This window comes from Erythrobacter sp. HL-111 (genome assembly GCF_900105095.1).
In the GTDB taxonomy this organism is placed as follows: domain Bacteria; phylum Pseudomonadota; class Alphaproteobacteria; order Sphingomonadales; family Sphingomonadaceae; genus Erythrobacter.
Window position 1 is genome coordinate 1,711,620 of the sequence record NZ_LT629743.1, and the last position, 20,569, is coordinate 1,732,188.

At 67.1% G+C, this 20,569-nt stretch carries 21 protein-coding genes and 2 tRNA genes; 11 read left to right on the forward strand and 12 right to left on the reverse strand.

Going from position 1 to position 20,569, the window contains the following annotated elements; translation table 11 throughout:
* Nucleotides 1–157: 157 nt before the first annotated feature.
* From BLU08_RS08055 to BLU08_RS08065, 3 genes are all read right to left on the reverse strand, one after another.
* A complete protein-coding gene (locus BLU08_RS08055) occupies nucleotides 158–1,387 on the reverse strand; it encodes an integrase arm-type DNA-binding domain-containing protein (RefSeq protein ID WP_090197936.1) in 1,230 nt (409 codons plus the stop codon).
* A gap of 166 nt (nucleotides 1,388–1,553) precedes the next feature.
* A tRNA-Thr gene (locus BLU08_RS08060) sits at nucleotides 1,554–1,629 on the reverse strand.
* Nucleotides 1,630–1,667: 38 nt separating this feature from the next.
* Nucleotides 1,668–1,741 (reverse strand) — tRNA-Cys (locus tag BLU08_RS08065).
* Nucleotides 1,742–1,932: 191 nt separating this feature from the next.
* On the opposite strand from BLU08_RS08065, the gene BLU08_RS08070 reads away from it, so the two are divergent.
* Nucleotides 1,933–2,712, forward strand: a complete 780-nt coding sequence (locus BLU08_RS08070) for a thioesterase family protein (protein WP_090197939.1) — start codon at nucleotides 1,933–1,935, stop codon at nucleotides 2,710–2,712.
* Between the two features lie 24 nt (nucleotides 2,713–2,736).
* Here the strand turns inward: BLU08_RS08070 and BLU08_RS08075 are convergent, their stop codons facing one another.
* The 7 genes from BLU08_RS08075 to BLU08_RS08105 all read right to left on the reverse strand — a co-directional run bounded on the left by BLU08_RS08075 (nucleotide 2,737) and on the right by BLU08_RS08105 (nucleotide 7,503).
* Nucleotides 2,737–3,519, reverse strand: a complete 783-nt coding sequence (locus BLU08_RS08075) for a crotonase/enoyl-CoA hydratase family protein (protein ID WP_233996157.1) — start codon at nucleotides 3,517–3,519, stop codon at nucleotides 2,737–2,739.
* Between the two features lie 159 nt (nucleotides 3,520–3,678).
* Nucleotides 3,679–4,110 (reverse strand): hypothetical protein, encoded by a 432-nt coding sequence (locus BLU08_RS08080; protein WP_157674485.1) that lies wholly within the window; start codon nucleotides 4,108–4,110, stop codon nucleotides 3,679–3,681.
* Nucleotides 4,111–4,127: 17 nt separating this feature from the next.
* Nucleotides 4,128–4,610: a JAB domain-containing protein gene (locus BLU08_RS08085; protein WP_090201161.1), complete on the reverse strand. Its 483-nt coding sequence runs from the start codon at nucleotides 4,608–4,610 to the stop codon at nucleotides 4,128–4,130.
* Nucleotides 4,607–5,176 (reverse strand): hypothetical protein, encoded by a 570-nt coding sequence (locus tag BLU08_RS08090; protein ID WP_090197951.1) that lies wholly within the window; start codon nucleotides 5,174–5,176, stop codon nucleotides 4,607–4,609. Before BLU08_RS08090 ends, BLU08_RS08085 begins: the two co-directional genes overlap by 4 nt.
* Before the next feature lie 13 nt (nucleotides 5,177–5,189).
* Complete coding sequence (locus BLU08_RS08095; RefSeq protein ID WP_197676852.1) at nucleotides 5,190–5,537, reverse strand: hypothetical protein; 348 nt, start codon at nucleotides 5,535–5,537, stop codon at nucleotides 5,190–5,192.
* A gap of 30 nt (nucleotides 5,538–5,567) precedes the next feature.
* Nucleotides 5,568–6,125 carry a hypothetical protein gene (locus tag BLU08_RS08100; protein ID WP_233995906.1) on the reverse strand — a complete coding sequence of 186 codons (558 nt, stop codon included), beginning with the start codon at nucleotides 6,123–6,125 and terminating at the stop codon, nucleotides 5,568–5,570.
* A 193-nt stretch (nucleotides 6,126–6,318) separates the two neighbouring features.
* Entirely contained in the window at nucleotides 6,319–7,503 is a 1,185-nt protein-coding gene (locus BLU08_RS08105; RefSeq protein ID WP_090197958.1) for an LL-diaminopimelate aminotransferase, read from the reverse strand.
* A 131-nt stretch (nucleotides 7,504–7,634) separates the two neighbouring features.
* On the opposite strand from BLU08_RS08105, the gene BLU08_RS08110 reads away from it, so the two are divergent.
* The 8 genes from BLU08_RS08110 (at nucleotide 7,635) to BLU08_RS08145 (ending at nucleotide 15,168) form a co-directional block, all read left to right on the forward strand.
* Nucleotides 7,635–9,581: an alpha/beta hydrolase gene (locus tag BLU08_RS08110; protein ID WP_090197962.1), complete on the forward strand. Its 1,947-nt coding sequence runs from the start codon at nucleotides 7,635–7,637 to the stop codon at nucleotides 9,579–9,581.
* Between the two features lie 144 nt (nucleotides 9,582–9,725).
* A complete protein-coding gene (locus BLU08_RS08115; RefSeq protein ID WP_090197965.1) occupies nucleotides 9,726–10,565 on the forward strand; it encodes a phasin family protein in 840 nt (279 codons plus the stop codon).
* Between the two features lie 254 nt (nucleotides 10,566–10,819).
* Complete coding sequence (clpS, locus tag BLU08_RS08120; RefSeq protein ID WP_233995907.1) at nucleotides 10,820–11,242, forward strand: ATP-dependent Clp protease adapter ClpS; 423 nt, start codon at nucleotides 10,820–10,822, stop codon at nucleotides 11,240–11,242.
* 47 nt (nucleotides 11,243–11,289) lie between these two features.
* Nucleotides 11,290–11,799: a DUF427 domain-containing protein gene (locus BLU08_RS08125; RefSeq protein WP_233995908.1), complete on the forward strand. Its 510-nt coding sequence runs from the start codon at nucleotides 11,290–11,292 to the stop codon at nucleotides 11,797–11,799.
* A 141-nt stretch (nucleotides 11,800–11,940) separates the two neighbouring features.
* Nucleotides 11,941–13,170, forward strand: coding sequence for an LptF/LptG family permease (locus tag BLU08_RS08130; protein ID WP_090197971.1), 1,230 nt, complete (start codon nucleotides 11,941–11,943; stop codon nucleotides 13,168–13,170).
* Nucleotides 13,171–13,188: 18 nt separating this feature from the next.
* Nucleotides 13,189–14,286: an LPS export ABC transporter permease LptG gene (gene lptG / locus BLU08_RS08135; RefSeq protein WP_090197975.1), complete on the forward strand. Its 1,098-nt coding sequence runs from the start codon at nucleotides 13,189–13,191 to the stop codon at nucleotides 14,284–14,286.
* Between the two features lie 2 nt (nucleotides 14,287–14,288).
* A complete protein-coding gene (locus BLU08_RS08140) occupies nucleotides 14,289–14,816 on the forward strand; it encodes a GNAT family N-acetyltransferase (protein WP_090197978.1) in 528 nt (175 codons plus the stop codon).
* A gap of 61 nt (nucleotides 14,817–14,877) precedes the next feature.
* Nucleotides 14,878–15,168, forward strand: a complete 291-nt coding sequence (locus BLU08_RS08145) for a hypothetical protein (RefSeq protein ID WP_090197982.1) — start codon at nucleotides 14,878–14,880, stop codon at nucleotides 15,166–15,168.
* Between the two features lie 24 nt (nucleotides 15,169–15,192).
* Here the strand turns inward: BLU08_RS08145 and BLU08_RS08150 are convergent, their stop codons facing one another.
* On the reverse strand, nucleotides 15,193–16,275 hold the full coding sequence (locus tag BLU08_RS08150) for a fatty acid desaturase (protein WP_172801004.1): 1,083 nt from the start codon (nucleotides 16,273–16,275) through the stop codon (nucleotides 15,193–15,195).
* Between the two features lie 160 nt (nucleotides 16,276–16,435).
* Here BLU08_RS08150 and BLU08_RS08155 point away from each other — a divergent pair, with 160 nt between their 5' ends.
* Together BLU08_RS08155 and BLU08_RS08160 are read left to right on the forward strand one after the other, a co-directional pair.
* Nucleotides 16,436–17,611: an N-acetyltransferase gene (locus BLU08_RS08155; protein WP_090197988.1), complete on the forward strand. Its 1,176-nt coding sequence runs from the start codon at nucleotides 16,436–16,438 to the stop codon at nucleotides 17,609–17,611.
* Nucleotides 17,612–17,898: 287 nt separating this feature from the next.
* Complete coding sequence (locus BLU08_RS08160) at nucleotides 17,899–18,723, forward strand: response regulator (protein ID WP_090197989.1); 825 nt, start codon at nucleotides 17,899–17,901, stop codon at nucleotides 18,721–18,723.
* A gap of 25 nt (nucleotides 18,724–18,748) precedes the next feature.
* Here BLU08_RS08160 and BLU08_RS08165 read toward each other — a convergent pair whose 3' ends face one another.
* Nucleotides 18,749–20,470, reverse strand: coding sequence for a CHASE domain-containing protein (locus tag BLU08_RS08165; RefSeq protein WP_090197990.1), 1,722 nt, complete (start codon nucleotides 20,468–20,470; stop codon nucleotides 18,749–18,751).
* Between the last annotated feature and the right edge of the window lie 99 nt (nucleotides 20,471–20,569).

Below are 20,569 nucleotides of genomic sequence, written 5' to 3' on the forward strand. Positions count from 1 at the left end.
ATTAAGTAACCTTGTCAAGCGGGAAACGCGCGGAAAACCTCGATTCGTCAACGACGCAAGAGGCAAAACGAAAGTGTGAAGAAGAATTTGGTGATTGAGTCATCCGAAGCAGAGGTCGAGATTTTAAGCCTGCGAAGACGCGAGTGATGCAATTGCCTCAGCCTGTCTCTTGTTTCATATTGAACAGCACCACCTCGCCACCCGCCTTCACCTGATCCAGATAGTCGCTCCACCATTGTGCCATTTGGACGCGCTCATCCCAATGCTGTCCGCGCGCATAAATGCCTCGCACCTTATCGCTATGGCCATGGGCCAGCGCACGCTCGATCGCATCAGCGCTCCACTTGCCGCTTTCGTTCAATAGGGTCGAAGCCGTGGAGCGCAGACCATGGGCGGTAACGACGTCGCCACCATATCCCATACGCCTGAAAGCCTGATTGATCGCGTTCCCGCTCATCGGGCGAAGGTGGGAGCGCTGGCCGATAAACATCAGTTCGAAGCCGCCGGAATGTTGCTCCAGTTCGCGCAAGAGCGCCAATGCCTGCCGGGACAATGGAACGCTATGCGGGCGGCGAAGCTTCGTGCGATCGGCTGGGATCGTCCAATGCGCCGCGTCCCAATTGACCTCGGCCCAGCGGCCTTGGCGCAATTCGCCCGGACGTAGGAACAGGTGCGAGCTTAGCTGCATGGCGAGCTTCACAATCGGCCCACCAGTGAAATCATCGATCGCGCGCAGGAATTCCCCTAGCGGTCCGGGCTCGATAATGGCCGCATGATGCTTGACGATAGGGGATGCGAGCGCGCCCTCCAGAAGGGCCGCCGGATCGGTCTTGCAGCGCGCGGTGGCCACACCATGCCGGAACACGCGGCTGGCGAAATTGCGGGTCCGCGACGCCGTTTCGTGGTGCCCCCGGTTTTCGATCTTCCTCAGCGCCGCCAGAAGCTCGGCGGGTTCAATCTCGGCGATTGGCCTTTTGCCGATCGCGGGTGTGAGGTGAGAGAGAAACCAGCGCGCCTTTGTGATGGTCGATTCCGCTTTCGCGTTCGCCACCATTTTCGTTTGAATGAAATCCTCGGCGACGGATTGGAAGGTATTGCCTGCCCCGATGCGCTTTTCGATCTTTTCCATCTTGCGCTCGAACAGCGGATCGCGCCCCGCCTGAATTTGCGCGCGGGCACTATCGCGGGCCTTTCGGGCATCGGCCAGGGTGACATCAGGGTAGCTCCCCAGCCCCAGCCGCTTTTCCTTACCTTCAACGCGGTATTTCAGAAACCAAAGCTTTGATCCGTTTGGACGAATCTCAAGATAGAGGCCCTTTTCATCGCTCTTGCGGTAGGCCTTAGAGGTCGGCTGAAACGCCTTTATTTCCAGTGCTTTGAGAGCCATTTGGGGGCACCTGCATATCGCTTCGCGGCCAGTGCCCCCAAAAGTGCCCCCAAGTATGCTGATTTCTGGGGGCACCAGCAGGAACAAAGAGCGCCGCCGGGAACCGATATATCCCGCAAAAACGGCAGAATTTCAAGGCTTCTGGGAATGTCTGGAAACAGGTGCGTGGTGCCGCTTACGTGACTCGAACACGTGACCCCATCATTACGAATGATGTGCTCTACCAACTGAGCTAAAGCGGCATCGGCGGGGCGGGTGCCCCTTGGACTTGCACCAGATCTGGAGGCCCGAGCCGGAATCGAACCGGCGTATACGGATTTGCAGTCCGCTGCGTCACCACTCCGCCATCGGGCCGGCCTGCCCCGGGCAAGACGCGGCTTGCCCGGACAGAGCGCGGCACCTAGCGATTCGCCGCGGCAAAGGCAATGCGCCATTCGCACCCGGTGCGGCGCATCGACGAAACCGCGCGAGCCGCAAGCGATCGGCGCGACCTTCCGCAACGTCACTCTGGACCCCCGCGGCGCGGCGCGCCAAAGACCCTGCCCATGACGATCGCAAGCCTGCTCGAGCCCGTGGACGGCAAGCCCGGAGCGCGCCGCCTGACCCATGCCGACGAATGGATGCAGGGGCGCACGCTCTATGGCGGGGCCTCCGCCCTCATCGCCTTCACCATGGCGCAGCGCGCCTTTGCCGGCCTGCCGCCGCTGCGCGCCGGGCAGATCGGCTTTGTCGCGCCGGTGGGCGAGGACATCGAGCTCTCCGCCGAAATGGTGCGCGAGGGGCGCAACGTCACGCAGGTCCGCAGCGAAATCCGCTGCGGCGGGCGGCTCGCGCTGACCGCCTTCTGGCTGTTCGCCGCGGAGCGCCCCGCGAACGCCCGGCGGGAGGCCGATCCGCCCGCCGACTGGCCCGGTCCGCCGGATCAGAACGCGCAGGCGATGAAGGGCGAAGGGCCTTCCTTCATCCGCAACAATTTCGAACTGCGCTTCGGCCAGGCCAAGGACGCGGACCACGGCGCGACGGTCCGGCGCTGGGCGCGGCTGACCGGCGATCACGGGCTCGATCCGGTGAGCCGGCTGGTGCTGATGGGCGACGTCATGCCGCCGGGCGCGATGCGGATCATGGATCGCGCGGGGCCGATCAGCTCGATCAACTGGTCGTTCAACGTGCTCGACCCCGAATCGCGTTCGGAAGGCGGGTGGTACCTTGCCGAGAACGCGAGCCAGCACGCGGATGCGGGCTATTCCGCGGAACGGCTGCGGATGTGGGACAGCGCGGGCCGGCAGGTGCTCGACGGGATCCAGTGCGTGGCGGTGTTCGGCTAGGACGCGGCCGCACGGTCCGGCGCTTCAGCCGTCGGTGAAATCGGGCCTGCGCTTCTGCATCGCGGCCATCACCGCCTCGACCTGGTTCGGGGTGCGCATGATCGCCTCCTGCTCGACGCTTTCGGCCAGCAGGATCTCGTCGGCGGACCGTTCGGTCATCGCCTCCTGCAGGCGCTTGGCAGCGCGGATCGCGTCAGGGTTGCGGTTGGCGATCGTCTCGGCGAGTTCGAGCGCGCGGGCCAGCGGATCATCGGACAGTTCGGTCGCAAGGCCGATCTCGCGCGCCTCGGCTCCGGTGAATTCCCGATTGGTATAGATCAGTTCGCGCAGCACGTCGTCCCGCACGAGGCCGCGCCACAGGGCATAGCCGCCCATGTCGGGGACGAGCCCCCACTTGAGCTCCATGATCGCCATGCGCGTATCGGGGTGGACGATGCGGATGTCCGCCCCGCTCGCGATCTGGAGGCCGCCGCCGAAGCACACGCCGTGGACCGCCGCGATCACCGGCACGGCGAGCTTGCGCCACTGCATCGCGACCTGCTGGAAGGGATTGGCATTGCCGTGGGTGCGCTCGGTCAGCGGCCGGGCATCGGACGACGGGGCCTTGGTGAAGTTCGACAGGTCGAGCCCGGCGCAGAACGCCCTGCCTTCGCCCGAAAGGACGACGACGCGCACGCCCTTCATCGTCCCGAGCCGCTCGCCCGCGTCGATGATCGCCTCGAACATGGCAGGGTCGAGCGCGTTCATCTTGTCCGCGCGGGTGAGGCGGACGTGGGCGACGCCGCTGTCGGAAAGGTCGATCGCGATGCGGGGCGCTGCCGGGGTGTCGACGGCAGCCGGTTCGGCGCCTGCGGCGTTCGGGGCAACGCCCGTGCTGGCAGTCGTGGTGGGGGTGTCGGTCACGGATCCCTCGATTCTGGTCGTCTGGTCGATCCGCGCGAAGGTGCAGGATCGGCCGGGCGCTGTCTACCCGGCGCGCGCTGGCCGCGGCGGGGGTGCGGCGGCGAGCGCGGCGGCGCAGGGTCCGTCCGGCGCATCGAGGAAATGGCCGCCGCGCGCATCGGCCGCGATCATCCTCGAAAGGCCGAAGGGCGCGAGCTTGGCGCGGATCCGCGCGACGCGGAGCGCAAGCAGCCCGCCGCATTCGCGCCCCGGCCGCACGCACCGCCGGGCGGCGGGTGGAGTGGCCGGCGGAGGGGCCGGCGGATAGCCCAGCAAGTGGCGCCGGGTAAGGCGTTCCCCCGGCTTCCGGGCGAGCCGCCAGAGCAGTTCGAATTCGCGCGGACGAAGGCCGAGCCAGCAAGCCTCGACCCGCCCGTCGCGGTGGACGAGATCGAGCCTGACCTCCCCCGCCTCGAGGAAGCGCGGGATGCGCGTGTCGGCGTCGGGGAACGGCACGGCCGGTTCCTCCGCGGTCACAGCAGCCCCCCTGCACGCATGGAAAAGACGCTCCTGCGGGTAATCACGAGGTGGTCGAGCAATTCGATGTCGAGCGCCGCGCCCACCGCGCCGAGCCGGCGGGTGGCGGCGATGTCGGTCGCGGAAGGGCGGCAATCGCCGGAGGGGTGGTTGTGGGCGACGACGATGCCGGCGGTTCCCAGTTCGAGCGCGCGGGAGAACACGCAGCGCATCCGCAGGACAAGCGCCTGCCCGCAGCCCCTGCCGAAGCCGGCATCGCCGAGATAGGCGTTGCTGCGGTCGAGGAAGATCGCGTGGAAGCGCTCTTCCTCGCCTTCCGCCGCGATGAGGCTGCGGCGCAGGTGGTCGATCAGGGCCGCGACATGAGCCTCGCGCGGATCGGTCCGCGGTTCGATGCTGGGGTCGGGGCGGGGATCGGGGCGTGGCGGCGCCCCCGGCCTGACCGGTTGCAGGCTTCTGCGCGCGAGCTGGGCGATCATCGCTCCGCCCTGCCTCCCCGCGCGGGCCACAGCGCGGCCGCGGCCGCCTTCCACCCGGCGACCCGCGCGACGAAGGGAAGCGGGCGGCCATTGCGGCCGGTGCGCCAGTCGCGATAGGCGCCGTATTCGCGCCTGCGCAGGACATGGAGGATCAGGCCCGCGCCGAGCAGCAGGAGCTGGGCCCAGCCGGGCGCGATCACCATGGTCGCATAGGCCACCGGGGAAATCACGTCGGCGAGCGCGCGCGCGATATGGGCCGTGACGGCAAGCAGCTGGGTCCCGGCAATCCACAGCGTGTAATTTCGATTGGCGTAGAGCGCGATCATTACCCAGGCGACGCAAGCGACGAGATCGGTCGAGGCGAGGAACGGGTCCACATCGAACAATCGGTATCCCTCGCCGAAAACCGCTCGGCGAATTTGCGTGGCGATCTCGAACAGCAAAAGCCATGTCGCCGCCACCGCCTTTTCCGGCCCACCACCCCAGATGAACGCGGCAATACACAGGCTGAAGGCCAGAAAGTCCTGCACGATCGAACGGTGGTCGGAAAAGAGCGGTTCAAGCATTGCGGTCAGTGGATCAGGCGTCGGCGGTGACCGCCGCCTTCGGTTCCTCAGCGAGTTCGAGCGCCTGCGGCACCCGTTCGGTCTTGATGTCGTCGCCGGCCATGGTCTCGCGGGCGACCTTGTTCAGTTCCTCGTGCACGCGCAAGAGGCTGTTGGACATCGCCAGGGCCTGGCCTTCGGCCTGGGACAGCCGAATGAGCGCGCTCTGGCCGGTCGTCACTTCGACCGCCGGATTCTGGCGCGCGGCCAGCATGGCCTGGCGCAGGCGGGCGCAGGCGATCATGGATTCGTCGGCGAGCGCTTCGGCTTCGCGGAGCAGCTTCTTGATCTTGAGAGCGTCGGTGCGGATACGGTCGGTCATGGTTCATTCTCCGAACCCGTCCAGTGCTCCTCAGGACAGGCCCTGTTCATCCACGGGGACGGCAGCCCGCCCGTCCAATGCCTCGCTGATCGTCACCGCCGCCGTCACCGTCAGGACGACCGCCGCAAGGCAGCCGAAAGCGATGCCGACAATGGCCACGAGCCGAAACAGGACGGCGTTCTCGCCATCGAGCAACCCGGGGACGACCTTCGGCTCCTTCGGTTTGAGCCATGGCGCCTGTTCCATCAGCGGCATGACATCGTTCATCACGAGTTCGCCGTGGTCGACCCGGCCCTGACCATCGGGATCGACCTCGATTTCGCCTACCTGACTTTTCCTGAATGAAGATTTGCTCAACCCCGCAAGGTCGCCCGGCGCGCGGTCCTGCCGGGTGGCGGGGTCGGCCTCGTCCGGCGCTGCCCGCTCGGATTCGGGCAGGCTCGCGCGATAGCTCTCGACGAGATCGCCGAGGTTTTCGGCACTGTAGATATCCTTCAGGGCGCGGATGTGCTGGTTCACGCGGGTCTCGGAAACGCCGAGTTCCTGCGCGATGACCTTGATCGGAACGCGGCGGTCGATCCGCTCCATGACAGCCTGCTGCCTTTCGGTCAGCGGTCGCAAGGGCCCGGTTGACATCCGATCTACCATATCCTGACCATTACATGGCCTACGGCCCGTAATCCCTTTCTTTCCCTCACGACCCGATCGCAGGACGGCTAACGCGGGCTGGCGCGGCTCGTCCGTCCTCCTGTGCAGGCGAAGGCGCCCCGCCGATTCCCGCTCATGCCGCCACCTGCGAGAGATAGCGTTTGATGTTGCGCGCCGCCTGGCGCAGGCGCTGCTCGTTTTCGACCATGGCGATCCGCACATAGCCCTCGCCCTTCTCGCCGTAGCCGACGCCGGGCGCGACCGCGACCTTTGCCTCGGTCAGCAATTGCTTGGAGAATTCGAGGCTCCCCAGATGGGCGAGCTGCGGCGGCAGCGGGGCCCAGGCGAACATCGAGGCGGCGGGCGGCGGGATGTCCCAGCCCGCCCTGCCGAACGCATCGACCATCACGTCGCGCCGCTTGCGGTAGAGTTCGCGGTTCTGCTCGACGATGTCCTGCGGCCCGTTCAGCGCCGCGCAGGCCGCCGCCTGGATCGGCGTGAAGGCGCCGTAGTCGAGATAGGACTTCACCCGCGTCATCGCCGCGACCAGCGCCTTGTTGCCGACCGCGAAGCCCATCCGCCAGCCGGCCATGGAATAGGTCTTGGACATCGAGGTGAATTCGACCGCCACCTCCTTCGCGCCTTCGACCTGCATGATCGAAGGGGTCGGCTTGCCGTCGAAATAGAGTTCGGAATAGGCGAGGTCGGACAGCACCCAGACTTCGTTCTCGCGCGCCCAGGCGACGAGCCTTTCGTAGAAGGCGAGATCGACCGTCTCCGCCGTGGGGTTCGAAGGATAGCTCACGACCAGCACGGTCGGGCGCGGCACGGTGAAATGCATCGCGGAGTCGAGCGAGCGCCAATACGCCTCGTCCGGTGTCGTCGGGACCGAACGGATCGTCGCGCCCGCGATGATGAAGCCGAAGGTGTGGATCGGGTAGGACGGATTGGGCGCCAGCACCACGTCGCCCGGCGCGGTGATCGCGTTGGCGAGGCTCGCGAGGCCCTCCTTGGAACCCATGGTGACGACCACTTCGGTTTCGGGATCGAGTTCAACCCCGAAACGGCGGGCGTAATAATTCGCCTGCGCGCGGCGGAGCCCGGGAATGCCCTTGGACTGCGAATAACCGTGCGCGTCGGGCTTGGCCGCGACCTCGCACAGCTTGTCGATGACGTGCTGCGGAGGCGGCTGATCGGGATTGCCCATGCCCAGGTCGATGATGTCCTCGCCCGCCCGGCGCGCCGCGTGCCGCATCGCGTTGACCTCGGCTATGACATAGGGCGGCAGCCGCTTGATGCGGTAGAATTGATCGTTCATTCCATGTCCGGGCATTAATGCTGCGATTTTCGCGTTGCGTGGGCAAAAATCAGCCTAGGACATTATCTGTCGAAGTGGAAAGCCGTTTTCGCTAGGATCGGTGGGGCGCGCTGAGGAGGACATTCGCAGTCATGGCCGATCACGACCCGAACGAAAAGTCACCCGGGGAACCCGGCAGCAACGCCGTGGAGGCCTTTCTCGACATGCAGGGCGCGGCGATGCGCGAAATGCTCGCGGGCGCCTTTGCCGGGGCGGGCGGAAACGACGCGTCGCTGGCGGCGATGTTCCCTCAAGGCATCGAGGCGGGCGAGCTTGCCGACTGGACCAGGGCCAGCACGCAATTGCAGCGGATGTGGCTCGATTTCGCGACGCACCAGGCGAGCGAGGCGGCGGCGAAGGCATCGGCGGGCACGAACCTGATGGACCCCGCGCAATGGATGGTGATCTCCCAGTCGATGCTCGCCCACATGCCCAAAGGCCTGTTCGAGGCGCAGGGCAAGCTCGCCGAGGAGACGCTGCAATTGTGGCAGGGCATGGCGGCGAGCTTCATGGCAGGCGCGCCCGGCGGGGCGGCCGCGAACGACGGCGAGCGCGCGCCCGAACTGCCGCGGCAGGACCGGCGATTCGCCGACCCGGCGTGGCGCGAACATCCCGCCTTCGCGCTGATGCACCAGACCTACCTGATGCTCGCCGACTATTTCAAAGGCACCGTCCGGGCGATGGACGGGCTCGACCGCGAAAAGCGCCAGCAGCTCGAATTCGCGGTGAACGCTCTGGCCGAAGCGATGAGCCCGGGCAATTTCCTGCTCACGAACCCGGTCGTGCTGAAACGCACGGTGGAGACGCGCGGGCAGAATCTGGTGCGCGGGATGCAGCACCTCATCAACGACCTGAAGCGCGGCCAGCTCACCCACACCGATCCCGAGGCCTTCACGCTCGGAGAGAACCTCGCCGCGACGCCGGGCAAGGTCGTGCACGAAACCCCGCTCTACCAGCTGATCCAGTATTCGCCCTCGACCGCGGAGGTCTACGAGGTCCCGCTGGTGGTGTTCCCGCCGTGGATCAACCGCTTCTACATTCTCGATCTCAGTCCCAGGAAAAGTTTCATCAAGTGGGCGGTCGACCAGGGCATCACGATGTTCGTGGTCAGCTGGAAATCGGCCGACGAAAGCCTCGCCGACGTGGTGTGGGACGATTACATCCGCGCCCAGATCGAAGCGATCGACCATATCCGGGATCGGCTTGCGGTGCCCCATGTCCACACGATCGGCTATTGCGTCGCGGGCACGACGCTCGCCGCGACGCTCGCGATCCTCGCCCGGCGGGGCGAAGCGGACAAGGTGAAGAGCGCGACCTTCTTCACCGCGCAGGTCGATTTCGAGAAATCGGGCGATCTCAAGCATTTCATCGACGATGGCCAGCTCGAGATGATCGGCCAGCTTTCCCCGCAGGGCTATCTCGACGGGCGCTATCTCGCCGCGACCTTCAACGCGCTGAGGGCCAAGGACCTGATCTGGAACTACGTCGTCAACAACTACCTGCTGGGAGAGGACTACCCCGCCTTCGACCTGCTCCACTGGAACGGCGACGTCACCAACCTCCCGGCTCGCTGGCACAACGAATACCTGCGCGACCTCTATCGCGACAACAAGCTGGTCGTGCCCGACGCGCTGTCCGCCGACGGGACGCCGATCGACCTCACCCGGGTGGCAACGCCGAGCTTCGTGCAGGCGGGCCGCGAGGATCACATCGCCCCGCCCGAAAGCGTGTGGCGGATCACCGACCATTTCACCGGGCCGGTGGAATTCCTGCTCGCCGGGTCGGGCCACATCGCGGGCGTCGTCAATCCGCCGGCGGCGAACAAGTACCAGTACTGGACCGGGGACTCCTCGGCCGGCTCGCTCCAGGCCTTCATCGACAGCGCCGAGGAGCATCCGGGAAGCTGGTGGCCGCACTGGCACGCATGGCTCGACCGGCAGGCGCCGGGCAAGGTCAAGGCGAGCGGCAAGCGCAAGCCGGGCGGGCGCGGCGACAAGGTGATCGAGGACGCGCCGGGACGATACGTCAAGACGCGCTGACGATTGGCCGCCGGGCGACCTTCCCGGGGTGTTTCGAACGCGATTCCAGCAGCCTGCGCGCTTTATTGTGCGCTGCACAAAAACCGCTTGACTTCGGCGGCGGCCCTGCCTATTTTGTGCAGTGCAACATGACGCGAGGCTGAAATGTCCGACAAGGCTGCCGAAACGACCACCAAACCGACCGCGAAATCGAAAATCGATGCCGCGGCCGAAAAGGCTTACGAAGAAGCCGCCGCCAAGACCACGAGCGCCAAGGCGGTGGCCGAAGCGGTCGAGGCCGGCGAGCCCAAGGGCGAAGCCAGGGTCGACAGGGTGAAACAGGCCGTCGCGGCCGAACCGGCGGCGCAGGCTCCGGCTGCCGGAAAGGCTGCGGCGAAGAAGACGCCCGAAAGGAAAGCCCCCGCGAAGAAGATTACGGCGAAGAAGGCCCCGGCCAAGGCTTCGCCCCCCAAGGCGCCGGCTGCCGCCAAGGCCGCCCCGGCGAAAGCGAAGACGAAGACGAAGACTGCCTCCAACCCCGTAACCAAGCTGAAGGACACCATCATGGCCACTGCCACCAACACCGATTTCACTGCCACCGTGAAGGATTTCGCCACCGACATGCAGGAGCGCGTCAAGGCCGCCTACAGCAAGACCGGCGAGATCGCAGGCGAGATGGGCGAATTCAACAAGGCCAACATCGACGCCATCGTCGAAAGCGGCAAGATCTTCTTCACCGGCGCGCAGGACCTCGTCCGTGACAATGTCGAGACCGGCAAGACCGTCGTCGAGACCATGACCGAAGACGCCAAGAAGATGGCCTCGCTCAAGTCGCCGACCGAGCTGATGGAATTCCAGGGCGAGCTCGTCCGTCGCAATTTCGACGCGATCGTCTCGTTCGGCTCGCAGCGCACCGAAGCCTGGCTCAAGCTCTACAACGACGCCTTCGCGCCGATCTCGAACCGCGTCAGCGTCGCCGGCGAGAAGATGACCAAGGCGGCGTAAGCCCCTTCACCAGTTCCTGAACCGGCCCTCTCCTCTCTCTCCCAAGCCGGTTCAAGAAAGCGCGCCCCAGGGCGCTGGGCCGGACAGACCTCTCCCGTCTGTCCGGCCCATTTTGATTGTGCCCGCCCGGCCTTCGCGTCGGCCCCGCCTCCGCCCCGCCCTTATCCCGCAGTGCGGGCGCCGCATCCCGGCATCCGGGCATCGGGAAAATGTCCATCTTGCGTCTGGGCAAACGAATCCCATAATGAACGGTGATGATCGCCTCCCCGCACATCACGGCCGGCCCCCGCCTGCCCGACGCTGCCGTGCCGGCGCCCGGCGCGCCCGTCCCGCGCGCGGCGGGGAGCGGCGATCCGGGCGGGGACGATCCGGGCGACGGCGGAAGCCAGGTCGGCGTCGCCACCAAGACCCGCACCAAGCCCAAGAAGCCGAGCCAGTACAAGGTGCTGTTGCTCAACGACGATTACACCCCGATGGAATTCGTCGTGATGGTGCTGAAGCGTTTCTTCGGCATGGACCTCGAACAGGCGACCCGGGTGATGCTCCATGTCCACCAGAAAGGCGTGGGCGTGTGCGGGATCTTCACCTACGAGGTCGCCGAAACCAAGGTGAACCAGGTGATGGACTTCGCGCGGGCGAACCAGCACCCGCTGCAATGCACGCTGGAAAAGGCGTGAGGGGCGAAAAGGCGTGAAGGACGAAAGAGCGTGAGCGGCCCGCTTTCTTGAGACAGCCCCATCACCCCGAACCCGACCCCGTCGGCCCCGGCCAGGAGAGCGTGTGGGACTACCCCCGGCCCGCCATCGCCGAACCGACCGGGCGCCACGTCCAGGTGATCCACCGCGGCATCGCCCTCGCCGACAGCCGCAACGCCTGGCGCACGCTCGAAACCAGCCACCCGCCGACCTATTACATCCCGCCCGAGGACGTCGCGACGGAGTTTCTCGAACCCAATCCCGCCCGCCGCTCGCTGTGCGAATGGAAGGGGCAGGCGCGCTACTGGGACGTGGCGATCGAAGGCGAACGGATCGAAGCGGCGGTCTGGGCCTATCCCGATCCTTCGCCGGGCTTCGCGGGCATCGCGGGGCATTTCGCCTTCTATCCCGACCCCTTCGAGCAGTGCCTGATCGACGGCGAGCCGATCACCCCGCAGCCGGGCGGCTTCTACGGCGGCTGGATCAGCCGCTACGAAGCCGGCCCGTTCAAGGGCGGGCCCGGCAGCCGCTTCTGGTAGGCCGCCCGGCGCGCGCCGCCGCCCGCGCAAACGGTGAATGACCGCGCGGCAAATTGGCGCTATGGGCGCTTCCGCGAGAGGAATCCGCCCCGCGCGAACGAGCGGCGAGCGCAAGCCGGCAAGAAGGCCCCACGACCCGAAGTGTTCAATTTCCTGCCCAGCATCGACCGCTACGTCTTCCGGCTGACGATCGTGCCGATGCTCGGCGTGTTCGCGCTCGCCGCCTCGCTGCTGCTGCTCGACAAGATGCTGCGCCTGTTCGATTTCGTCGCGGTCGAAGGCGGGCCGGTCGGCGTCGTGTTCAGGATGCTGGGCGCGCTGATCCCCGAATATGCGAGCCTCGCGATCCCGCTCGGCCTGCTGCTCGGCGTGCTGCTCGCCTTCCGCAAGCTCGCCACGTCCTCCGAACTCGACACGATGCGCGCGGTGGGCCTGTCCTACAACCGCCTGCTGCGGATGCCCTATGCGATCACGCTGGTGCTGGTCGCGGTCAACATCGCGCTCGTCTTCTACATCCAGCCGGTCAGCCGCTATTACTACGAACAGATGGAATACGAACTGCGCTCGGGCGCGCTCGGAGCCTCGATCAAGGTCGGGGAATTCACCACCCTAGCCGACCGCATGGCGTTGAGGATCGAGGAGAGCGAGGACGACGGGCGGCGGCTGATCGGCATCTTCGCCCGGGTCTCCAGCGCCAGCGGGCAGGTGCTCTCGATCAGCGCGCGCGAGGGCGCCTTCCTTGCGACCAGCGACGATCCCGACACGATCATCCTGCGCCTGACCGAAGGCACGATCATCCAGGACACCGGCAGCGAGACGCCGCGCGTGCTTTCCTTCAGCCGCCACGACCTGCCGATCGACCTTCCCGCGATCGAGGAATTCCGCGCGCGCGGCGATGCCACCCGCGAATACATCCTGCCCGAACTGCTCAGGATCGGCTGGAACCCCGATGCCGCGCCGAGCCAGCGCGACGCGAGCCAGGCGTCGTTCAACTTCCGGCTGGTCGAAATCGTGATGATGTTCCTGATGCCGCTGCTCGCGGTGGCGCTGGCGATCCCGCCCAAACGCTCGTCGAGCGCGCTGGGCGTGTTCGTCTCGATCGTGCTCGTGGTCGCCTATCACAAGGTCAACGAATATGGCGAGGACATCGCCGCGCTCGGCCGGGTCGACCCGATCCTCGCGCTGTGGGGGCCGTTCGTGCTGTTCGCCGGGCTCATCCTGTGGATGTATTACCGCGTCGCCTACATCCCGGGCGGGCAGGCGATCGGCGCGCTCGAAACCGCCTTCGCCAAGCTCACCAAGCGCGTGGCCAGGCTGTTCAAGCGGCGCCGGCGCCCCGGCGCCGCGCCGCGGATGGCGCCGGCGGAATAGGACGGCAGGCGCAATCCCATGCAGCTCGATTTCTTCCCGTCGCGCACGCTGACGCTTTACCTCGCGAAGCTTTTCATCGTCCGGATCCTGGCGGTGCTGGTGATGCTGGTCGTGGTGCTGATGGCGCTCGACCTCCTCGGCGCGACGGGCAAGATCCTCGAGGTCGAAGGGAACGGGCAGGCCGAGGTGCTGAAATACATGAGCCTGCGCGTGCCGCAGCTCATCAGCCGGTTCCTGCCCTATTCGGTCCTGCTCGCGACCCTCATCACGCTGGTGACGCTGAACCAGAACAGCGAGGTGGTGGCGATGAAGGCCGCGGGTCTTTCCGCGCACCAGGTGCTTGCCCCGCTGCTGCTCACCGCCGCGCTGGTCGCCGTGGTCAGCTTCGCCTTCAACGAGCGCATCGTGACCCGCGCCAATTCGACGCTCAAGGCATGGGAGGCGAACGAATACGCGGCGATCCCGGACGAGAGCGGGGGGCGCGCCAACGTCTACCTTACCGACGGCACCAACATCCTCACCGCCTCCTCGCTCGTGGGCACGGGCGAAGGGCTCGAATTCGACAACGTCACCTGGTACGAGCGTGCGCCGGGCGGGATCATCCGCGAATTCGTCTGCGCGAGCAGGGCGACCTATGCGGCGCCGGGCTGGCGGCTCGAGAACCCAGAGCGTTTCGATGTCGGCACGACGGAGACCGAGGCGCTCGACACGCTCGTCGTCGGCGAGGCGCTGACGCCCGAGCGGATCGACCTGCAGGCGGTCGATCCGGATTCGCTCGGCTTTCTCGAACTGCGCGAGACGATCGACGCCTTCGACGCGGTCGGGCGGCGCACCGACGAGATGAAGGCGAGCTGGTGGCACCGCCTCTCCGGACCGCTGTCGGCGGTGCTGATGCCGCTTCTGGGCTCGATCGCCGCCTTCGGCCTCGCGCGGTCGGGCCAGCTGTTCGTGCGCGCAATCATCGGCATGGCGCTGGGCTTTGCCTATTTCGTGGTCGACAACGCCGCGCTCGCGATGGGCTCCTTCGGCGGATATCCGCCCTTCCTCGCCGCCTGGGCGCCGTTCTTCCTGTTCCTGCTGCTGGGCGAAACCGTGCTCATCCGGACGGAGGAATAGGCATGGGCCAGGCAAAGGACTGGTCGCTGCGCCTCGCGCGGATCGAGGATGCCGAGGCGATGCCGGCGATCGAGGCGCGTGCCGGCCGGATGTTCGAACAGGTCGAGGGGCTCGCCGGGATCGCCGGGCAGCACACGCTCCCGCTCGAACGGCTGCGGCGCTACATCCGCAAGGGGCACTGTCTCGTCGCGCACGAGGAAGGGCAAATCATCGGCTTCATCGTCACCGAACCCTTCGGCCGCGAACTGCACGTGTGGGAATTCGATGTCGATCCCGACCACCAGCGGCGCGGCATCGGGGCGGGCCTGCTGCGCGCGGCGATGATCGACGCGCGCAATTCGGGCTTCAAGGCGCTGACCCTCACGACCTTCCGCGACGTGCCCTGGAACGCGCCCTTCTACGAAAGGCTGGGGTTCGAGGAGGTCACCGCGCTCGACGCGCATCCGCGGCTTGCCAGCGAACTCGCGCTCGAGGCCGATCACGGCCTGCCGGCGGAGCGGCGCTGCGCGATGATCCGCTTTCTCGACTAGGCGGGCCGGTTTGTCAGCCCGCCCCCGGGCGGCTAGGGTCCGCGCCGAGAGGAATTGCCCCATGAGAAAGATTGTCCTGGCCGCCGCGCTCGGCCCGCTCGCGCTCGGCCTTGCGGCCTGCGACCGGCCCGACGGGACGCTCCCGCCCGAGGGCGAACCGGACGGCGCGCTGCCCGCGGACGATGCGGATGGCGGCGTCCCGGCGGAGCCCGGGGCCGAGCCGATCGACGAGCCGGAAGACCCGCCCGAGCAAGACGCCCCGAGCGAGGGCGCCGACATTCATGGCGGGGAGGACGGGCGCATCACCGCCCCGCCGGGTTCCAAGCTGCAGCCGGCCGATCCCGCCTCTTGAGCGCGGGCTCCCCGCCGCGCCCCCTTAACGGGAGATCATCGTGCTCCGCGCGATGCGCGCGACCAGGGTCAGCATCCCCGGGTGGTTCGCGGCCTCGTAGGTCGAACCCGCGCCGAGTTCCCGCGCGAGGCGGCGATGCGCCTCGGGCAGGTCGTGATAGGGCATCGAGGGCATGAGGTGGTGCAGCGCGTGGTAGCGCAGGCCGACCGGCGCCCAGATCTCCGCCGCAAGCCCCGGCGGCGGCACGTTGACGCTGTCGAGGAACTGCGCGGTCACGGTCATCGCCTCGCCCTCGTTCTCCCACAGGTGGGCAACGAGCGTGCGAAGCTGGTTGAGCAGCGCGGTGAAGGACATGATCGCCAGCGCGATCAGGAGCGGCCGCCAGCCGATCGCGAAACTGCCGGCGATCACGAGAATCGCCCACAGGCTCGCGCCGGCTTCCTGCCAGCGAACCCTTTTGGCGAAATCCCCGGTCGGGGCCTTGCGGCGGAAATCGGGATTGATCGAAAGCGCGGAGAAACGCTCCCAGGTGAACTTCCGCACGGCCGGGATCAGCGCGCCCAACGGCACGAGCACGGCGAAGCGGACCAGCAGCGCGACCGGGGCGAGCAGGGCGACGATCACGAAGAGCGGCAGGCTCCACGGCTTCATCAGCGCGAGCGGGAGGTATTCGGGATCCTCGGCGGTGCCGTATTGCGTGCGCTTGTGGTGGATCGTGTGGACGCCTTCGTACATGAAGCTCGGCGTCAGCAGCGGGATACCGACCAGCAGGTTCCAGCCCAGCCGGAATCCGGGAAGCGCATCGCGGTGGATGTGGGTCAGTTCATGGATGAACATCAGCGCGCGGTAGAGCGCGAGCGAGGCGACCAGCCCCGCGATCGCCGCCACCGCCACGCTGTCCGTCAGGATCGCGAGCGCGATGCCGCCATAGCCGACCAGCGCCGAGGCAAGCATGTCGGGCCAGTAGATCGCCGGCTTCGCCTCGCCCAGTCCCCTGGTCAGGTCGCGCGCGGCGCGCAGCATGGCCTTGTCGTCGGCGCTCATGAAGTCCGCACGCGTCGCGCGCACGGGGCGCTCGGGAAGCGGGTGGGAGAGGGAATGCTGCATGTTCATATGTTCGATCTCGCGCGGGTCTTACCCCAATCGGGGCGCTCCAACCAAATGCGATATGTTGGCAAGAGTGATCGGCCGGGTTGCATGACTTGCGCCTTCGCCGCAGACACGCCCTGTCGCATTGACGCAACGCAAATACGGGAGGGGGCGGACGGTGGACGCTGAAATAGGGATCGAGGAGGTCGGCGGCAAGCGCGGTCGGGCGCGTTTCGTCGACCTCGGCCGCGTCTTTTCCGCGCGCGTGCCCCACGCGGTCCCACAATTGCGTTCCGAACAGCTCGAACTGGTCGATCCGGCGAAGAACCCCTTTTTCGGCCATGCCCGCGCGCAGCTCTTCGTCGCGCGCCGCGGCGGGCGGGACGTCGGGCGGATCTCGGCCCATATCGACGAACTCGCGCTCGAAATGCCGAGCGCGCAGGGGTTCGGCCCCGGCGCGGGAATGTTCGGCTATTTCGACGCCGAGGACGAGGCGATCGCCCTTGCCCTGCTGCGGGCGGCGGAAGCCTGGCTGGCGAAGCAGGGCATGACGCGCGCGCTCGGCCCCGTTTCCATGTCGATCTGGGAGGAGCCGGGCCTGCTGGTGCGCGGCGCCGACCATCCCCCGCGGATCATGATGGGTCACCACCCGGAACATTACGCCGCGTGGATCGAAAGCGCGGGATACGTCCGCGCGAAGACGCTGCGAACCTACGAGATCGACATCCCGCAGGGCTTCCCGCCGATCGTGCAGCGCATCGTCCAGTCGGGCGCCCGCAACCCGCGCGTCGCCGTGCGCCCGGTGAACAAGGCGCGCTGGGACGAGGAAGCGGAAACCGTGCTCGCGATCCTCAACGATGCATGGTCGCAGAACTGGGGCTTTGTCCCCTTCACCCCCGAAGAAGTGGCCTATGCCGGCAAGAAGCTGAAGCCGATCATCCGCGAGGATCTCAACATGATCGCCGAGCTCGACGGCAGGCCGGTCGCCTTCATGCTGACCTTTCCCGACGTGAACGACGTCCTCGCCAGGATCGAAGGCCGGCTGCTTCCCTTCGGCTGGGTGAAGATGCTGCGCTGGCTGAAGCATCCGGCGGGATCGGACATGCGCGTGCCGCTGATGGGGGTGCTGAAGGAACTGCACAATTCGCGCCTCGCCAGCCAGCTCGCCTTCATGATGATCAGCGCGATCCGCGACAACGCGCACGAAGTCTACGGCTCGAAGCGGGGCGAGATCGGATGGATCCTCGACGACAACAAGGGAATGGTCGCCATCGCGGACGCGATCGGGAGCGAGATCAACCGCGAATACGCGATCTACGAAAAAACCCTACCCCAGGGCGTTTCCGCCGCCTGAGACGAAAAAAGGCCTCCACTCGATAGGGAGTGGAGGCCTTCGGGATCGTATCACCAGCCGCTTGGACGGGAGGGGGGTCTCGGCGGTGACAGAACCTAAATGTGCGGCCCGAAGGGCGGTTCCAGCCTTTCCCAACTTTTTTTAAGGTGCCGCTTTGCGGAATGGACCAGACGGGCCCCAAGCCCCGTTCCGGGCACGCGGGGGCGACTGTCGGCGGGGAAACCGTTATGCCCCCGAATCGTTCGACCCGGACCTTTTCACCTTCATTCTTCCAAGGGGAGACCTTCATGTCCCTGAGCGAGCAAGTTGCCGCCAACCTCCCGTTCCTGCGCCGTTACGCCCGCGCCCTCACCGGCTCGCAGGCGACCGGCGATGCCTTCGTGCGCGCCACGCTCGAGGCCGCGCTCGCCGACGCCGAGGTCAAGCGGTCGCTCGAAAACGGGCGCATCCCGCTCTATCGCGCGTTCAACAAGGTGTGGTCGACCGGATTCCTCGATGTCGGCGCGACCGACCGCGCCGCCGGCGGGGTCGAAGGACGCATGGGCAGTGAGCACGAGGCCGGGGCGCAGGACCGGCTGCGCGCGATCACGCCGCTCAACCGGCAGGCGCTGCTGCTCACCACGCTCGAGGATTTCACCCCGCGCGAGGCGGGCGAGATCATGGATATCGAAACGGACCAGGTCGAACGCCTGCTGGCCGAGGCGGTCGCCGAGATCGACCGCGAACAGGCGACGAGCGTGCTCATCATCGAGGACGAGCCGCTGATCTCGATGCAGCTCGAAGACCTCGTTTCCTCGCTGGGCCACGAAATCGCCGGGACTGCCGCGACCCGCACCCAGGCGCAGGAGGCGGTGGCGGAAAGGACGCCGGGGCTCGTCCTTGCCGACATTCAGCTGGCCGACGGGTCCTCCGGGCTCGACGCGGTGGACGATATCCTCGCCATCACCAGCGTGCCGGTGATCTTCATCACCGCCTATCCCGAACGCCTGCTGACCGGCGACCGGCCGGAACCGACCTATCTCGTGACCAAGCCGTTCCAGGAACAGACGGTGCGCGCGGCCATCAGCCAGGCGCTCTTCTTCGGGTCGAGCCGCCCGCTCGAGAACTGCTGAGGAAGGCTCGGCGCCGCGGCGGGTTTCAGCGTCCCGCCGGGCGCTGCGCGCCTTCGCGGATGTGGAAATCGCCCCGGCGGCGAATCGGTACGCGCATCACGCAGTGCACGCCCTCGGGCGCGAATTCGAGCGTTACCGGGTGGCGCAGTTCGTGGGCGACGATCTTCTCGATCAGCTCCGTCCCGAAGCCGCGCTTGCGGGTCCCGGCGACCGGCGGCCCCCCGCGCTCGCGCCATTCGACCTCGGCGAGGTTTCCCTCGATCAGCCGCCAGCGGATCGAGACATGGCCGCCCGGCACGCTCAACGCGCCGTATTTCGCCGCATTGGTGCCCAGTTCGTGGATGGCGAGGCCGAAGCTCAGCGCATCGTTCGGCGCGAGCTGGGCGGGCGGCCCCTCCACCGTCACCGATTCGTCGCTGCCCGCGCGGAAATGCTGCAATTCGGCATCGATCACCGCGGCCAGAGGGGTGGTGCTCCAGTCGGTCCCGGTAAGGAGGTCGTGCGTCGCCGACAGCGCCCGAATCCGCCCCTCGAGACTGTCGGCGAATTCGTCGAGCGTGTTCGATCGCCGCCGCGTCAGGGATAGGATCGAAAGCACGTTGGCGAGAGTGTTCTTGACCCGGTGATTGAGCTCGCGGCTCAAGGAGTTGCGGATGGAATGCTGTTCCTCGAAGAAGGCGAGACGCGCCTGATCCTCGAAGGCCTGCTGGGTCAGCAGGCGGGCGAGCAGCATCAGCAGGCTCGCGACGGCAAGGCCGAACAGCAGGGTCACCATCGACAGCGGGGCGAGCGTCTGCGCCTGCGTCGCCTCGACCACCAGCAGCAGTTCGCGGTGGGCGATCGTCACCTCCTGCTCGATCCGCTGCACCCGGTCTCCCGCGAGTGAATGGGCGACCAGCAGGTTGTCGGTCCGCGCGTCGCCGTCATAGAGCCGCACGCCGAGATCGGCCGGGGCCGCCTGCGCGATCGCCGCGCTCAGGAACTCGTCGGCGTCGAACGGCGAATAGACGAAGCCGGCAAGGCTGCGCTGGCTGTCGCGCAGCGAGGGGTCGCCGGCGAAGACCGGCATCGCGATGATGAACCCCGGGGCCATCCCGGCCCCCTCCTGCGCGAGCACGATCCGGCCCGAGGCGGTCGGGCGCACGGTGCGGCGCGCCTCCTCAAGCGCGGCGGCGCGGACCTCTTCGGAATACATGTCGAAGCCGATTGCGCGCCGGTTGCGTTCGGTGTCGGGCCAGATGTAGCGCACCAGGGCGCGGCGGGTGATCGGGCTTTCGACATCGCGCGTCTCGATCCAGCCGATCCCCTCGGCCCCGCGATAATCGAGGTCCAGACGCAATTCGCTGACGAACTGGCGAAAGGTCCGGGGCGTCACCTCCTCGAGGCTGGAAAACAGCGCCGCCCCCGCGCGCAGGTAGGAGGCGAAACTGGTCCCCCGCCCTTCGAGCGCGGAGGCAATGCCCTGCGCGTATTCGCGCATCTGCGCCTTTTCGCGGGCGCGCGCGTTGCTCTCGATCGCAAAGACGCTCAAGGCGGTGATCGCCGCTATGGCGAGGAAGATCGCGACGGGGATGGCGCGCGGATAGCTCACCAGCCAGCGCCGCGCCCGGCTCGCCTGCGGCGGCGGGGCCGAAAGCGCGCCGACCGGGCCGGGCGCAGGGCCCGCGGGCGGCCCCGGATCGGCGGGCGCGCCGATTGCGGTCCTGCTCGGCGCCGACGCGCCTTGGGGGGAGGCTTTCGAATTCATGTGGGATGCATGGCCCTGGTGTGTGGACGGAACCAAACACCGCGCGCTACGTTCCCACAACACGCGCCTCCCGGCCGCCTGCGTCTGATCGCCTGCGGC